Below are 16,092 nucleotides of genomic sequence, written 5' to 3'. Positions count from 1 at the left end.
ATATGTTCATTTATTTACCTCAAATCTAAAATTCTAGGTTATTAATCAAAAATTTGTTAAAATATTAATTATTCTTATTTTTAATTGCGAATAATAGATTCTTCAGTCTACTTACCCAAAAATTATATTTTATAAACATTTAAATTTACTTACTCGAATAGTGATATATACTTCTAAAATTAAATGATTGCAACGAATTCATAAAAAATTAAAAATCATTATTTTCAACATACGACTCATAAAACAACTCAAATGTAACTAATAGACCAAATAACATTGAATAATTTTCTTTACCACTCATATGCAGTTTCCAAATATTTTCAATGAATTCTTTATTAAAATACTTTCTTTCTCTAACTTTAAAAACCATACTTCGAATGTAATAATTATATTCAAAATTCCGCCGTAGAAAGTCATCATAATCAATATAATTTTTATTTTTATTAAGAAATATATTTTTATTAATCAAAATACTTGAAGCATTATTTATTTTTGTTTTTGAAAATAAGATCGCCATTTTGAGAGACTTCAATTTTTTGTGAGATTTCAGTTTCAGTCCAAAACTATTTTTTGTGGGGATTTCAAATAATTTGGGATATGTTTTCAAGAGCATTAATGTATACAAATGTTTATTAAATCTCAATTCAGGCGGAATTTTGAGCATAAAATCAATTAAATCGTTATCTAAGAATGGAGTCAAATTCTTAAAAGATCCACGATATCTGAAAAGAGTGGTCATTATATATTTGTTTTGTCTTTGTGTATAATCCCATAAAGAGCAAAAATTAGCCATATCATAATTTTTTCTTGTTATTAGGTCTTGTAGTGTATTTTCAAAAGATTGTTCAAGGTCATCAACAACAATGCAAGATTGATTAAATAATAATTTAATATCATTTAAATTATATATACTATTTTTATTAAATATTATATTTTTAGCATCAATATAATTTAACTCTGATTTTAGCGTTTTATCTAACATTTCTGAAGAAATATGAGAACCCATAATTTCTCCACCCATATACCCTGAAATAATATTCGCTCCATATTTTTTCATCTCTTTATATCCTCTAAGAGCAATATATGGTGTGGCATCAATAAGCCCTTCGATATCTTCAATTGAAATATTATATTGAGATTCAAAAGAATCCATCTCAACACCTAATTCGATATTCCTTACACCTGCATTTTTAGCTACAAGTTTTCCAATTTCGAAATCAAAGCTACCAGGATGTCCGAAAGTAAATGTTATAATATTTTCTTTTGATGTTATTTGTAAAACCTCTGCTAAAATAGCACGTGAATCTAGACCACCACTTAATGGGATAAGAACCCGATCATTCTTTTGTATTCTACGCTTTATAGCTTTCTGCCATAAAGTGCCAAGTTCAGAAATCAATTCATCACTGGATCTTGAGTCATAATTCTCGTCATATTCGTAAAACCAATATTTTGTAATTTTTAACTGATTTCTAGAGTATTCCAATATGGAACCAGAAGGCAATTGATGGATATTTTTAAAAAATGTTTTGTCACCTAAAATATAGCCAAAAGTGAAAAAATCAACAATTGAATCATCTCTTAGACTTTTGTCAGAACAAATTGCTAAAAGCGGTTTCATTTTTGGACTAAAGCAAAAGTGATCGTTATCATAATAATAAAATAATTTCATTAAACCATATCTATCATTTACAAGAGTAATTTTTCCCTCTTTGTGGTCATATATTGCAGCTGCAAATGAACCGTTAAAATTAGAAAGTGAATGTAATTGCTTCTCTTTATATAATCGAAGTATTTCTAATTTAAGATTATTAATACCTTCATTATATATTTCGCCACAACAAACTATACTTATGTCATCCTCATCAACTTTTGTTGATTCTTTCACTTTGGAGCCTGATATATCTAACTCACCTAAAAGGCATAGATGATTGAGGATCTTATCTGTGATACAATATTCTGTATTCTTAATTAAATAAAGAAAACTATTCATTAAGTTTTCATTAAAATTTTGATCAAAAAATCCAAATATTCCACTCAAGATTGTGACACTCCGTAAGATTTTAAAAGTTTGAAGTATTCTTTTTCTACATTATAAGCCATGGATTCATAGGATCTATTTTCTATGACCCATCTATATCCCTTTTCTCCCATAGCTTTTGCAATGTCAGGATTTTTTAATAATCTGATTATTCCACTAGCAAAAGATTCCGCCTGGAATTCAACTAGAATTCCACCATTACTTACTTCGAGAACTTCTCTTTGTTCCTGAATTTCCTTATTTGCAACAACAGGCTTACGCATGACCATTGATTCAAATAATTTTGTAGGAGAACTTACTTTATAAATGTCCAAAGGTCTAATCGGCGATAAACATATATCTGCAGATGAAATATAATAAGGGATTTCGAAATAAGAGACTTTTCCAGTAAATATGATATATTGACTGACTCCAAATTTTACAGATAATTCTTCGAGATGAGATCTATCATTTCCATCACCAACCATTAACAACTTTGTGTCTAAATTTGTTTTCCTAATGAGTGAAAAAGCATGAATTATTGGATCAAGTGATCGTAGTTTATCCATGGACCCTACATAAAGAAGAACTTTATAGTCAGTTAAACCGTATCTTTCTCTTATCTTTGAACCATCTATATTAAAGTCGAATAGTTCTGGATTCACACCCATTGGAAGTGGCACCATTTTCGATTTGGAGATTCCCCCTTTTATTAACTTAAACTCCATCCATTCGCTTATTGGAAAGATAAGATCTGCATTTTTTAGTATATACTTTTGAAGGTAATTTTGAAGAATTCCAAAAAAGTAATAGATGTTTCTTTTTCTAAATTTGAAAGCATCTATTGGGAATGAATATTGAAACACAAATGGTATACGATATTTGTTTTTGAAATATATAGCAATTAAGGCACTGAAAACATCATTTCTTACTTGAATAATATCAAAATTCTCTTTTGTGAATAATACAGCCATAAGCTTGTACAATTTGTAATAGTACATAATAAAGTTAAAAGATTTCGACATTAATCCAAGACAAATTGGATGAGATATTGAATAAACATTAACTTGCTCGTATTTCTGTAGATCGAACAATTGTGTATATAATTTTTTTGAGGGACATATCCAAGTAATATTATGATTAAGGGATAGATGCTTCCCATATATTTCAGTAATCGCAGGCCTGGCAGGCATCTCTTCACTAAAATAGTCAGGTAATAGAAGACATATGTTAAGGTTTATTTTTTCCATATTAACTCCCTTTTTGATAAATTAGATTCCTCATAAAGAAATTGGATTTTAAAACCTGAGCTTCAGACGGCCATCAACAGACCCGCAGTCATATATTTTGGAGAATTCATGTTCATCAAGAAGAATTCTTGGATCGTAATCAAGGCTAACAATCGACGAAAATAATTTAAATGGTTTATTAATGATCGCTTTTCTTGTAAGTACCAAGCTGTGTAAAAAATTATTTGGATTCTTTTGATAAATTTCATTACAAAAAGCTTCAAAATTATTATATTCGAATTTTTGGCTGTTCGCGTAATATCTATCTGTTTTGATTGTACCTCCCCAGATTATTGATGTTGTTTTAACAGCCTGGAGTTCCGATGCTGTAAAGGAGTGTGTAATTGAAGTATTTGGTGAGAATATATGATTGTCACTATTTGCAAAAGGGCTCATTATTAAAAAAAATGACATGAAAACTACTAAAAGAAAAAATAATCCCAAACTTTGATAATTTTGTTTAAAATAGTTAGTTATTAATGTAAATGAGAGCGCGAGAGGAATAGATAATAAAATCTCAGCAAAATACCACCATCTATGTTCAACAATAGAATGACTACTAATTAACGAAAAAAATCCAAAGAATAACGGGATCAATCCAATAAATGCAAAATTAAAGGTATTATGATTTCCATACCTTTTAGACATCATATAAAAACATCCAACAAAAGATAATGCGAAAAATGAAAACATGCCAGCATTATTAAATAATTGTTCTGAAAATGACACTGTAGCAATGTGTTTTGATATTAATATAGTAGGTGTTTTATCGAATATATCTCTACTAAAACCCCATTTTAGAAGCTTAGAAATACTATACAGATGTCCAGAGGCAAAACCCCACCATGCAAACATCGATACGATAAATAAAATTGAATAATTCTTTGTAATAGAGGTATATTTTTTAGAATACAATATATCACAAACAGAATTTCCCAGCCAGTAAAAAGTTAGAATAATTGCTGTAAATACTGAAACAACACTATGAGTGAGAATTATATCTACCATTAGTAAAATAGAAACAATGGATATTAATACAGAATCATTCATTTTTACTTTAAATAAAAGATATAATAGAAATAAAACAAATACGACTGCAAAGGCATTTGGAATTGACCAATAACTCATATAAATATGATGGTCAGCAACAACTAGTAATAAAGATGCTAATAAGCCAATCCTATTGTTAAATAGGAACTTTCCAAGCAAGAAAATAAAAAGTACATTGCATATAATTTGTGATAAACCAACAGAGAGCATTGTAGCAAATTTATAGTCTAATCCTGTGACTAAAGAAGTTAAAGTAATTAATATGTGGAATAATGGAAGCTTTGAGTAACTGTATCCATCAGGTATAAAATGTATATCAAGTATTTTTAATGTCAAAGCTTGATGATACCAAGGATCAACGCCCAGCAGACTTGGAAATATTAATAATTGGGACCATGAAATAGAGATCCCAATTAATATTGTTTGGAATATAAACAGAGAATTTGAAATATTGTTACAGAAGATTCTAAGAGCCATGATCCCCACGATTAAAGACACTAAAATAAAGTAAAATAATGGTCTTTCATACAGATTCGGTCTAAAATAGATAGATAAAATACTAAGTGAAAAAAAAATAAAATATAAAGAATTGAGTATAATATCTGTTGAAAAAGATAAGTGTGCATACTGATTGTAAAGTGTTTTCTTCCTCATACCAAACCATATCATACAAGCAATAAGTGAAAGAATTCCAGGAAATAAATATACTGTACGATTAAAAGACATACACACAAAAATTAGTAAAATTGAAGACGCAACGCCTAAAATAGGAATTATATCATCAAATTTCTGATTTAAAAAATAATTAGTAGGACTCATGTTAACATCTCAAAATTGTTACATTTCATTAACACATTACTGAAAGTAATCATTTATTTGAGCTTTAGCTATATGATACCAGTTAGATCTCTTCAAGCACTTCCTTCCACCTTTCAACCACACTTCCGAACGTAAAATTCTTCTCCACAAATCGTCTCCCGGCTTCCGCGATCTGCTCCAGATCGGGGGAATTCAGCGCCTGGATCACATTCTCCGCGATACACTCGGGCGAGTTATTATCCATAAAAAATCCTGTCTTGCCATTTATTATAACATCAGGTATCGCCCCGACTGGTGTCGCAAGCACTGGGGTCCCGCAAGCCATCGCCTCGAGCATGATATTCGGGAGCCCTTCAGTGTAGGAAGGGAGGACGAGAAGGTGGAGCTGGTTCAGGTATTTGGGGAGATCATCGTGTGAGATCCAGCCCGGAAGATCGACGCGGGCGGTAAGCTCTTCTTCCTGCAGGGAGACGGCGATCGAATCCTTTAATTCCCCATCCCCACCAATGAGCACATGGAGATCCTGCCGGTCGATGAAGATGGCGGGAAGAGCCTTGGCAAAGTGCTGGATGCCTTTTTCTCCGCTCAGCCGGCCGATGTAGCCGATTAGAGGAGAGCGGTTGGAAATTGGAGTGGTGACGGTGAAGGTCTCGAAATCTAGGAAGTGGCGGTGGGCGATGACAATTTTGTGGCGATAGGACTCAAGGTCCCACTCCGGGATAAGATTTGGTGAGTAAATGACGATTTTATCTGCTAGTGAGAGACAAGTTGACGATAACATCTTTATAACTTCCAGAAAGTTATCTTGGGAGAATGATGAGTCCCTTATGGCTGATCCGGCCATCACAATAATAACTTTCTTGTTCAACAACTTTGCCGCAATTATGGGAACAACCGAACGTTGTCCTCCAAAAAAGAACCAAAAATCAACTCCTCTTGAAATTTTAATCAATAGTATTGATGCCTTTACTTGTCCATACAAGTACCTCGCGACTTTCCATACAGAATTGTCTATTTTATAATTAACGCTATGTACGATAAAGCGATGTTCTCCTTTATACGCCAAATGACCCTCGTTACCAGTAACTAAGGTAAATCTCGTTGAGATATTATTTAAAATCTCAACTAAATGTAATAGCGGTGTCACACTAGCCCTTGCCAAGGGCAAAGTTAGCAACCCAATATGCTTTTTTGTGTTATATCTCATATTCCTTGCCTATTCATGGATTACAATATATTCTATCGTTCAGGGACAAACTAAAGGTCTAACGTAATGTCATCACATTAAGCCTAAAAACTCCTTAAGATACTGCTCTGAAATAATATGCCAATCGAGTTTGTCAAGAGCATATTTTCTCGCATTTCGAGAATGATCAGAATGATCATTTGAGATATAATCTAATATTTGATCGGACGCCATACTAATGTTCCCGTAATTGAGGATAATCCCGCAATCAGCATCTCCGACAACCCTCAGGTTTGGAATATCAGACACTATGCATGGCAGGCCCGAAGCCATCGCTTCCAGCAGTGTCAGAGGCAACCCCTCGTACTTCGAAGTCATAATATAGTAATCAGCACAGGCATAGAGATCAGGGAGATCCCACTCATAGTTTACGTGCCCAAGAAAAAGAACTTTGCGCAACCCTTTTTCCTTTACAAAGCCTTTTATCTCTTCCAATAACTCGCCTTTGCCTGCGATGCAGAGGGTCACGTTGCCCAGCTTCTTCTCGAGGTGCGAGAATACCTCGATCATGGTAAAGGGTTGTTTTGCGGGAGTTAACCGCCCGACGCTCAGGAGAACGATATCATCCTCTGGGATTCCGAACTTCTTCCGCACCGATTTCTTATCATCCAATGGGCGGAACTGCCTGGCATTAACCCCGTTAGGGATACAGGTTATCATATTCTGTACGACCCCGATTTCTTCCAGTTCTTCACAGACTGGTTGGCCTACGCCGGTGAAGAGCGTGTCGGGAGGCATGCGAGTAAGGCAATAACGTTCGATATGAGCCACCAGTGACTTATACAGGTGAAGCGGGAAAGTCCCGACGCCATGCGTGCTCGAACCATAGTAGGTTGAGTGCATTGTCACCAAGCAACGCTTGAAGGGATTTCCAGTAAGAATAAAGGGATTCTGGAGCCAGACGACATCGTAATCGTTGTCTTTGAAATACCGGGAAGCCTGATGCCAGTAGTTGAGCAACCCACCGATACCTATTTTCGGTATCAGGGCTTGGTTCCCTAGTTTGATATCCGGACCGGTTGGTGAACAGACCGTACACTCAATACCCATTCCTTTAAGCTGTTCCACGACGTTGTATACAACGTTGGCGATGCCTGCGCCGTACGGAAAATACTCTGTTGTGCAGACCAGTAGTTTCATGGAAATCCTTCAGTCACTATGACATGCAGCGTGAAGATTCTGTATACCGCCCATAAATTTCTTTAAACCATTCTTTATGGTTGTCTCCAACCTGTACCCTACCAACTCCCGCGTATGCTTCGCATCACCCTTCTGCCTGTCAGAGTGCACCACTTCAGAAGCGCTTCCGGTGATCTCTCTGAGATGAGCAATCAGGCCGTTCACTGTAATCTGGTGACCACCGCCGACGTTCATCGCATAACCATCGGCATGATGTGTCTTCAGTAGCCTCCGGTTCATCCAGACGATATCGTCAATATAGGTGAAGTCATGGGTCTGTTCGCCGTCCCCAAAGACCGCGATCGGTTCGTTTACGAGCATCTTTTTGGTGAAAACGGAGATCGCGAGGTCCGTGCGCATCCGGGGGCCGTAGACCTCATAGAAGACCCTGGAGTAGTGCTCGGCGACGAGATTTGAGGTCCCATAAAGGAGGGAGAACAGCATATGGCTCACCTCACCTCATCATGACTGGAAACTCCAGATATGCGTTTGAGATAGCCGTCCTCACTTTCGCGAGAGTTATTCATCACTTTACCTCCGGTAAGAGAGGCATACAGATCCAAGGTCTTGGAGACAGTGTCGCTCCAAGAGTACATGGAGACTGCTCTTTTCCTTCCATTCTTTCCGCAAGCTTGAGCCATCTCAGTGTCTGATACCAGAGTTGAAAGAGCAGCAGCCAGAGACTCAGGATTCTTGAGCGGGAACAACAGTCCACAGTCTGAGACAATCTTGACCAACTGAGGGAGTTCGGTACAGGCTACCGGAACGCCGCAGGCCATTGCTTCAAGGATTGCCCTTGGAACACCCTCCATAAGGCTTGGAAGGACAAACAGGCTGGATTGCTGATAGATCTCAGGGAGATCCTTATTATCGACAAAATCCCTGAGAATAACCTTCTCCGTGAGGCCCAGATCCTCAAGCATTCTTAGGCAATCATCCTTCCGGGGTCCTCTTCCGATCATCAAAAGGGTGTAATCAGGGAAATTTTTTGAGAATAACTGGAAGCCTCGCAAGAGGTATTCGACACCCTTTCCCGGGACATATTTTCCTATCCAGAGGATCTGTTTCTTAGGAGGAATATTTGTTAAAGGAGCAAAATGCTCTGTATCTATTCCATTGTGGATGACCGTTATCTTTTTGGGCTGGATCCCCAGATCAATTAACTGATCCCGCTCTGTCTCTGTGTAACAGATAATCCTATCAGCGGTATCATAGACCCACCTGCCAATAGTCGGGATGTATATTTTCTGTAGCCACATGGGAACGATCGACGAAATGAGACCGTGATTCGTAACGACAAGGGGGGACGAGCCTATCATCCTCATAAGGGCACAAAATACTGTGGATGAATACAGGTGGGAGTGAGCGTGAATGACATCATATTTGTTTCTCTCACGTAACAGGCGATAAAATAGATTCGGCGATATCGGGTTTCGGAAAATCGTTATTCCTCTAAACCTGACTATGCGATAATTATCACGTACTTCCTCCAGAGGTTCGTCTTCCCAGATGGACGTATAGACTGTCACTTCATGTCCCACAGACGCCTGCATTTTCGACATCTCGTGGGCATGGATAGCAATCCCACCAACGAAAGCAGGGTATAGGTCACCTGCAACCCTCAGGATTTTCACGGTAAATCACCGCCAGATTCTTTAAAGATTTCACCTACGATTTTATCGGCGGCGTTTGAGCCTGCTTCCATCGCACGATACTGGCCCATATAGGTGAAAGTCCCGGAGCGTCCAATGAGTTTGAGGTTATTTAGGCCTTCTAAATAAGTGGTTACAGTTCTCAAACGATCTGCATATCCAAGATCATATACAGGGTATGCAAATCGCTCTCTGTGAACAAAGTAATCAACGACTTCATCCTCTTTGACTATACCTAGTTCCTCCAACTTAGAAATAGCAATCCTAAAAAGTTCTGAGTCATCATTATTCCAGAGATCATCCTCATACCAACAGAAAAACTCAATCGCCAGAGCAGTCATATCATCGGGGCAGGTATCCCGACTGTAATTCTTCTGTTCCATCATCCGTGCAAACGGGATTTCAGGATCTGGATAGTAAATACAATGTTCCCGTAGCACGCGGTCTTTATTGACAATTAAATACAAACAGAGATGCGATCTGTATTTCAAGCTCAAAACAGAATGTATAACCTCATCAGGTGGCCTAGGATCTAATAACTGGATAAGCTGACCGATCGGAATAGACGACAGAACATATTCAGGACGATATGACTGGATGATCCCTTGTTCGCAGACTGCAACTTCGCAAATTTGTCCGTTATCATGCAGAATACGTACGGGATAGGACTCGGTCTTTATCTCGCCAACCTTGCCCTTTTCGATGTTCGCTCTAATCTGCTCACAGATTAATCCTATGCCCTGCTTGGGATAGCAGACCGGGTGCCCGGATGTAGACCTAAGATTCTTCCATGAGTTTGATAGCTGCTCAATAAGAACACTCAGTATTGAGAACTCACCAACTCGCCAGGCCAGGTCAGAAGAGAGGGCTGAGCATTTGAGTCCCCAGGTTTTTTCGGAGTATTTAAGGATAAAAAGATCTGCAAGAGATTGCCCTAGTTGGGTGGTTATTATCTGCTCAAATGATGTATCTTCCTTCAAATTACGTGCAGATTTGGCCTCCATATAATCATAGACCATGTGCAGGGCATGAATAAAACCGACATTTTGTAAGGCGTTTTTGATTTGAATAGGGTAGTCAAATTCGTCTCCGCCAACACGGACAGTTTCGAGATATTTTCTATTCGATGTTTCATAGAAGATCAGTTGCTTTCCCAATAACTCCCTGATGAAATGGTATATTTTCTCATTATAATCATATACGTAGGGTTTGGTACATAATATATGGGGACCGATATCCAAAGAAAACGGTCCGAAATCTATTGTTTTCGCAAGACCCCCAACAATATTCTCTTTTTCAACTACTGAAAAATTAACGTTATTATTGAGCAATCTTAAAGCAGCTGACATCCCTGCTGGACCTGCACCAAGAATCAGAACATTATTATCCATAAAGTTCACCTAACAACAGTTGCATATTTTGCATCTTTTGAGGATCTCTGAAGTGATGCTGAGAGATAATCCTATGTCACCAATTAATTCCCGGGTGTCTCAATGCCCTCCTTTTTGCTTAATTCTTTGAAGAGATTGTACGACAAGGACAATATTGGTTATTAGAATACATTATTTTTATATTTATATAGAAATTAATAAACTATGCTTCAATGTTTTATAAATTCTCAGAATTGTGACCATTAATTTGATGAATCGTCCTTGACACAGCATGCAATACGACCCCTGTAAACGCCATGAACATCCCAATAATAGTCAGTAACATCATCAACAATGTGGGCCCAAAACTTAAATTTCCATCAAGGTAAAAATTTTGTAAAAATTTCAGTCCCATGAACATCCCAATTGTACCTAAAAACATTCCAGGAGCTGTAAAATAGTATAAGGGTCTCCTGTACTCCATATCCTTTAAAAGCCGCAAAAGAACCTTAGGCCCATGTACAAACGGGTTTTGACTTGAACAATTCTCTACATCGTACCTGCAATGGATTTCCACTTCGGTATGCTTAAGGCAATGATCGTGGGCCTGAAGGAGAATCTCAGAGCCTGCCGACATACCTTCACCACTTAAGTTTATAGTTTCAATAGCTTTTCTTCCATAAGCGCGGAAGCCGCTCTGAGAATCAGTAACTCTGAGACCTCCTGCCATCATAGTTGCAACATCAAGGACTTTCATTCCTAACTTACGGTAGAGAGGGACGTTTTTGCCGTTGCCGTTAACAAACCTTGAGCCGATTACCAGATCAAAACCGTTTTTCAGAGGATCAAGGAGTTTGGGGATCTCATGAGGGTCATGCTGACCATCAGAATCTATTATGACCATTGCTTGTGCATCGAGCCTGCGGGCGGTTTCAAAACAATTTTTGAGAGCTGCCCCGTAGCCTTTGTTGGTTTCATGGCGAACTACATAGGCACCAAGAGATTCTGCAAGCTCGGCGGTATTATCCTGGCTACCATCATCGATGACAACTACTTTGTCAACGTATTTTCTGCAGCCCAAGATTATGTTTGCGATCGATTTGGATTCATTATAGGCTGGCATTGCGGCGATAGTTAAGGTCATAATATACACCCCCAAATATATTAGAATTTTAATTATAATTGTCACTAAAGAGTGTTTAGCCCTCCAGTATGGTGAGAACAGTTTGAGAGGCAAATGGAAAGAACAAAGCTGTTAATTCAGGCGAATCTGTTAAACTAAACTTACGATGTAATAGGCACAAGAACTATAAAAATTTATTTAAACTTAAATAATAGTATAATATACAAAGTAAAAATAATACAAAAATAATATTTAAAAGTTAAAATATAGCTTAAGGTTGTGCACTATAAGTCTAAAAACCATACTGTAAAGAGTGAACAGATTCCAAAAATTAAAAATTAAGCCTCTTAACCTTGAATATGTAACATTTAATTGGTTTTTTGATTGGAAAAATAGTTATGAAACTTTATTAATACGGAACAAAAGTTAGTTTTGGCGTGAGTTAAGTAATAAAAAAATTAATCTGTATATGTAACTCATTTATAAATCGAAAATTATCAACTTTCTAATTTTTTAACCATTCAATTTTTAGTCATCGCTATAATTCCTAAATTTTTTTGTGCCAAATATTAACCCTTAAGGGCATAAAGAAAATTACCTTCTTGACGTTACGAGAAAAGACCATAGGAGTGCAAGTGGAAATCGATTCAGATAGAGTTATTTATTGAATTTTAACAAAGGTGGTCGTTGACATTGTTTTACCTAGGCGAAGCAGTTAAAATTATTATCTAAAAGCTTTTTGCGAAATTAGAGAATACTTCTTAATTATACAATAATAGATTAATTCCGAATAAATGTTATTTTATCTAAAAACGTATATCAATAGGGATTTAAGGCAGTGTGTCTGAACTTCTGTAAAATTCTCTCTATCCTTTTTTCTTCTTTTTTGATTACTGTTCCATTATTAAATACTTATTTTCAAATGGAAATTCACGGAATTGAGGTTTTAATATTCAAGTTCTCCATACTTGGTAAGGAGAGTACGGGGTTTGTAACCGTTTCTACTAGCTTTGCGAGAATCAGTTCTCTCATAACGTTTTGCACCAGATTGGAGGAAGCCCTCCTCCATTACAAGGTTTAAAAACCAGGTAATTAGATGACGAATTCCATCTTCCTGATCGACAAGATAATCTTTTATAAATGAGATGACATTAACCATTGACTCTGTATCCTGTTTTTTTTGTGATGAAAGAAAAAGAATACAGAGTCAATCATACTTTACAGAACTTTCGGTACACTATCTAAAAAAAGTGAGTTAAATAATTTAATAAGAAGGCACCAAAGTAGCTATAAAGCTAAATTTATTTTAGATCCTATGGTGCTTAAAAAATTTAGCCTTGAAAATATTAGCCAATTCATGGAAAGCGCTATATAGCAGTCTCATCGATATAACCCAATCTCGGGCATTAAATTCAGCAAAAACGATTCTTTTTGCTTTTACATTTTTTACCCATGTGAAAAAAGACATATCCCATTGGGGATAATCTTTTTTATAATAAAAAAGACAGTTAAAGAAATCTGGAATAATCTTCACATACCTCACAGAACTATTTTCTAAACAACTTTCCGTATACTCTACTTTTTGCCCACATAAGTCTTTATAGGCTATTAGAGGTAAACTAACTCCACACGCTGGAGTAATTCCAATCCAGGACCAAGAACGGGGATTTACTTCAATTAGCTTAAATTCACCAGATATCAAGTCTTTTTTGTATTCAAATTCAGCAATTCCCGAATATTTTAGTTCCTTTACTATTCTCTTTGTGTTTTCAATTATATACTCAGGAACTTTCACACACTCACCAATAATACAATCACCGCTCTCTGCAGGATATCCTCTAACCTTGTGACCTGTAAATAAACCTAAAATTTCAGAATGACGATTTGAATAAATGCCAACAGTATACATACTATCTGACATTCCATTAACGTATTCTTGAAAGACAAGTTTATCAATAAATACCTTTTCTTTCTTGACAAATAAAGCTAGCTCTTCTTTATTTTTTATAACATTAAATCTTAGTCGATCCATATTTTGAGTAATATATTTTAAATTTTCATTAGAAGAAATCCTTCTGAAAACTGGTTTTGCTATAATAGGAAAATTTTCTTCGTTGAGGTTGTTTAAATCATTAACACTCCAAGACCGGGGAGTCAAATAGTTCATTTTCTCCCCGATCTCATAAAATAAATTTTTATTAATCAGAACTTCTACTACTTCCCAATCCGCTACAACAGGAAGTGATACTTCAGATAATAATTTTTTATTTTTAGAGACGGCTACGGCCCATTGGTCATTTGTCGGAAAAAGAACCGGTTTATGTTCTAACTCTTTACAGAAATTATATAAAAAATTAACAAATTCATCCTCATCTTCTAGTGGATTAGGGCACTGCTGATAAGTGGCATATTTTGAAAAAGTTCCTATATCATGGATATAATCCATAGCTATACATTTTACGCCGTTTCTGCCTAACTCCTGAATTATACTTAGGCCATTAAAATAGCAGTTAAAAACTATTGCATAAGGTTTCACTATATTCACCATTTTTTCTTAGATAATACATACCAGACCTGAATTTTATGATTAGGTGAGTAATAGACTGAAAGAAAATTTTTTCCAAAAAACTTAAAAAGATGATTCACACCTGTAACTTCTAATCCTATTCGGAAATTACTTTTTAAAGAAGATTTGTTTTCATTCTCAACTATTGTAATTATGTTTCTATCGGGAAAGTCAGTAATCCACATATTATAGGCAAATTGTTGCATTGAATTGTAGATGCGTTTTCCTCTATAATTTGGGTTTACGAATACCCCGCAAAATAAAGCAGCTTTATTACTAATTTCAAAACTGTCATAGAGGATTTTTTCTTTTGAAGGCAATAATATCCAGTGGCACCCTACAGGTTTTTTGTCCAAATTAGCAATCACACCTTTCCAGATATCAGGGCGGTTAAGTCTGTTCTTCAAAATTTTCAATTTTGGATCATTTTCAGAAGACTCATAAATGCTAGCTATCTTATGGAAATTGTTTGAGGATATCAATTCAAAAGAAAGGTTATCTTTTTTCTCAACAAAATTTAAATTGTTAAAATATCTAGCACTGGTCGCAAAAATTAATCTCTTTTTATAAAATAATTTACTGAGTTTATGAAAGTCCATATTCCCTTCCATATTAAAAAAATAAAAAATTATATTTTACTGATTATTTGCCGAATAAATGTACTACAATTCTTAATACAATGTCTGAAGCCACGCTGTCTTATATAGAACATAAAGATTTGGAATCTCCATAACTTATAAACAACAAAGAAGTTAACATTCTCAATTAAACAATATAAGTTAGGCGGAATTTTATACATTTCGGTCAAAAAGTGAATCCATAAAATAACTAATTTTTTTGAAAATCCGGTAAGTTCCTCAACTTTTGGCTCATTATCACTTTGAATTACTGGGATATGCTTTACAGATTGCGTCTCAGTATCATATTCTATAGTTAACGATACACGGTTAGCAGTTTTCCATTTTTTATAAGTTAACCTGGCAACACTATGGTATTGCCTCGTAATAGTACACTTTTCAGGTATTATGTCAGGATAAGCTATTTGGGTTGGAGGAGTGATAAAAAAATTCGGGAATAAAAAATTTCCAAGGCTCATATATGCCCTTTTTCCGTTATGGATTATATATCCTTGGACTCTATGACAATGCATTCCTAAAATTAAAGAAACTTTATTATTATCTAACAGCTTTCTTGCTAATTCAACATCGTGAGCAGTTGGGAGCCAGACATGCTCTTTGCCCCAATGAAAATACAGAATGACTTTCGTATCCTCTGGTAATTGATCAAGATCATCTATCACTGATTCATATCTTAACGGATTTACACCAGCTTTGTTGGCCGTTGCTATCTGGACTTGATTTAAATAAGAACGGCCAAAATCACAATAACCTATGATACATAAATTGTCTGTAAGGTAGTATGGCTTTTTTGCTTCAAGAATATCTTTACCAGCACCAAAATGCCCGATCTCAGAACTATTTAGATGAAGAATTGTATCTCTAATTCCTTCTTTTTCCTTATCTTGTATATGGTTATGAGCCAGATTAACAGCATCTATTTTTAATTGTTTCAATTGATTAACGGCAAAGGAGCCAGTATACAATGTGCACTTATCAGCAATAAGATTATTATCACTTATTGGCTGCTCCAAATTTACAATTCTTTTATCTGCATATTCAAATGAAGTGAATTTGACAATTTCTTTGGTAGGTTTATTTAGAAGATCTCCTCCAAGAAATAGATCCCCTGTGAATATAATCTTCATACGGCAGACTCCT

Annotated in this window: 12 protein-coding genes and 1 pseudogene; all 13 read right to left on the bottom strand. The window is 35.7% G+C overall.

Annotation, left to right across the window (positions count from 1 at the left end; genetic code table 11):
• Positions 1 to 208: 208 nt before the first annotated feature.
• The 13 genes and pseudogenes from MSHOH_RS00930 to MSHOH_RS00870 all read right to left on the bottom strand — a co-directional run bounded on the left by MSHOH_RS00930 (position 209) and on the right by MSHOH_RS00870 (position 16,079).
• A complete protein-coding gene (locus MSHOH_RS00930; protein ID WP_048136733.1) occupies positions 209 to 2,041 on the bottom strand; it encodes an asparagine synthase-related protein in 1,833 nt (610 codons plus the stop codon).
• A complete protein-coding gene (locus tag MSHOH_RS00925) occupies positions 2,038 to 3,270 on the bottom strand; it encodes a glycosyltransferase family 4 protein (protein ID WP_048136732.1) in 1,233 nt (410 codons plus the stop codon). The genes MSHOH_RS00930 and MSHOH_RS00925 overlap by 4 nt, the downstream gene beginning before the upstream one ends.
• A gap of 48 nt (positions 3,271 to 3,318) precedes the next feature.
• Positions 3,319 to 5,178 (bottom strand): hypothetical protein, encoded by a 1,860-nt coding sequence (locus MSHOH_RS00920; protein ID WP_048136731.1) that lies wholly within the window; start codon positions 5,176 to 5,178, stop codon positions 3,319 to 3,321.
• 82 nt (positions 5,179 to 5,260) lie between these two features.
• Positions 5,261 to 6,160: a glycosyltransferase family 4 protein gene (locus MSHOH_RS00915; RefSeq protein WP_162197594.1), complete on the bottom strand. Its 900-nt coding sequence runs from the start codon at positions 6,158 to 6,160 to the stop codon at positions 5,261 to 5,263.
• A 297-nt stretch (positions 6,161 to 6,457) separates the two neighbouring features.
• Entirely contained in the window at positions 6,458 to 7,564 is a 1,107-nt protein-coding gene (locus MSHOH_RS00910; protein WP_048136730.1) for a glycosyltransferase family 4 protein, read from the bottom strand.
• A gap of 9 nt (positions 7,565 to 7,573) precedes the next feature.
• Positions 7,574 to 8,047: an NAD-dependent epimerase/dehydratase family protein gene (locus MSHOH_RS00905; protein ID WP_052730653.1), complete on the bottom strand. Its 474-nt coding sequence runs from the start codon at positions 8,045 to 8,047 to the stop codon at positions 7,574 to 7,576.
• Between the two features lie 5 nt (positions 8,048 to 8,052).
• On the bottom strand, positions 8,053 to 9,237 hold the full coding sequence (locus MSHOH_RS00900) for a glycosyltransferase family 4 protein (protein WP_052730652.1): 1,185 nt from the start codon (positions 9,235 to 9,237) through the stop codon (positions 8,053 to 8,055).
• The gene (locus MSHOH_RS00895) at positions 9,234 to 10,646 is read right to left on the bottom strand and encodes an FAD-dependent oxidoreductase (protein ID WP_048136729.1); all 1,413 of its coding nucleotides are present in this window, start codon (positions 10,644 to 10,646) and stop codon (positions 9,234 to 9,236) included. The genes MSHOH_RS00900 and MSHOH_RS00895 overlap by 4 nt, the downstream gene beginning before the upstream one ends.
• Before the next feature lie 217 nt (positions 10,647 to 10,863).
• The gene (locus tag MSHOH_RS00890) at positions 10,864 to 11,769 is read right to left on the bottom strand and encodes a glycosyltransferase family 2 protein (RefSeq protein WP_048136728.1); all 906 of its coding nucleotides are present in this window, start codon (positions 11,767 to 11,769) and stop codon (positions 10,864 to 10,866) included.
• Positions 11,770 to 12,641: 872 nt separating this feature from the next.
• Positions 12,642 to 12,959, bottom strand: a pseudogene (locus tag MSHOH_RS00885) (transposase); the annotation flags it as partial.
• A gap of 95 nt (positions 12,960 to 13,054) precedes the next feature.
• Positions 13,055 to 14,284, bottom strand: a complete 1,230-nt coding sequence (locus MSHOH_RS00880; RefSeq protein ID WP_158024009.1) for a carboxylate--amine ligase — start codon at positions 14,282 to 14,284, stop codon at positions 13,055 to 13,057.
• A 5-nt stretch (positions 14,285 to 14,289) separates the two neighbouring features.
• Positions 14,290 to 14,925, bottom strand: coding sequence for a hypothetical protein (locus MSHOH_RS00875; protein ID WP_162197593.1), 636 nt, complete (start codon positions 14,923 to 14,925; stop codon positions 14,290 to 14,292).
• A 17-nt stretch (positions 14,926 to 14,942) separates the two neighbouring features.
• Positions 14,943 to 16,079: a CapA family protein gene (locus MSHOH_RS00870; protein ID WP_048136724.1), complete on the bottom strand. Its 1,137-nt coding sequence runs from the start codon at positions 16,077 to 16,079 to the stop codon at positions 14,943 to 14,945.
• Positions 16,080 to 16,092: the final 13 nt, after the last annotated feature.

It is taken from the genome of Methanosarcina horonobensis HB-1 = JCM 15518 (assembly GCF_000970285.1).
Lineage (GTDB): Archaea > Halobacteriota > Methanosarcinia > Methanosarcinales > Methanosarcinaceae > Methanosarcina > Methanosarcina horonobensis.
This window is presented reverse-complemented; position numbering and strand designations above follow the sequence as displayed.

What these genes read in the sequence shown, in the direction of transcription:
- MSHOH_RS00925 (WP_048136732.1), bottom strand. Translation starts at nt 3,270, where the DNA reads ATGGAAAAAATAAACCTTAACATATGTCTTCTATTACCTGACTATTTT.
- MSHOH_RS00920 (WP_048136731.1), bottom strand. Translation starts at nt 5,178, where the DNA reads ATGAGTCCTACTAATTATTTTTTAAATCAGAAATTTGATGATATAATT.
- MSHOH_RS00910 (WP_048136730.1), bottom strand. Translation starts at nt 7,564, where the DNA reads ATGAAACTACTGGTCTGCACAACAGAGTATTTTCCGTACGGCGCAGGC.
- MSHOH_RS00905 (WP_052730653.1), bottom strand. Translation starts at nt 8,047, where the DNA reads ATGCTGTTCTCCCTCCTTTATGGGACCTCAAATCTCGTCGCCGAGCAC.
- MSHOH_RS00895 (WP_048136729.1), bottom strand. Translation starts at nt 10,646, where the DNA reads ATGGATAATAATGTTCTGATTCTTGGTGCAGGTCCAGCAGGGATGTCA.
- MSHOH_RS00890 (WP_048136728.1), bottom strand. Translation starts at nt 11,769, where the DNA reads ATGACCTTAACTATCGCCGCAATGCCAGCCTATAATGAATCCAAATCG.
- MSHOH_RS00875 (WP_162197593.1), bottom strand. Translation starts at nt 14,925, where the DNA reads ATGGAAGGGAATATGGACTTTCATAAACTCAGTAAATTATTTTATAAA.
- MSHOH_RS00870 (WP_048136724.1), bottom strand. Translation starts at nt 16,079, where the DNA reads ATGAAGATTATATTCACAGGGGATCTATTTCTTGGAGGAGATCTTCTA.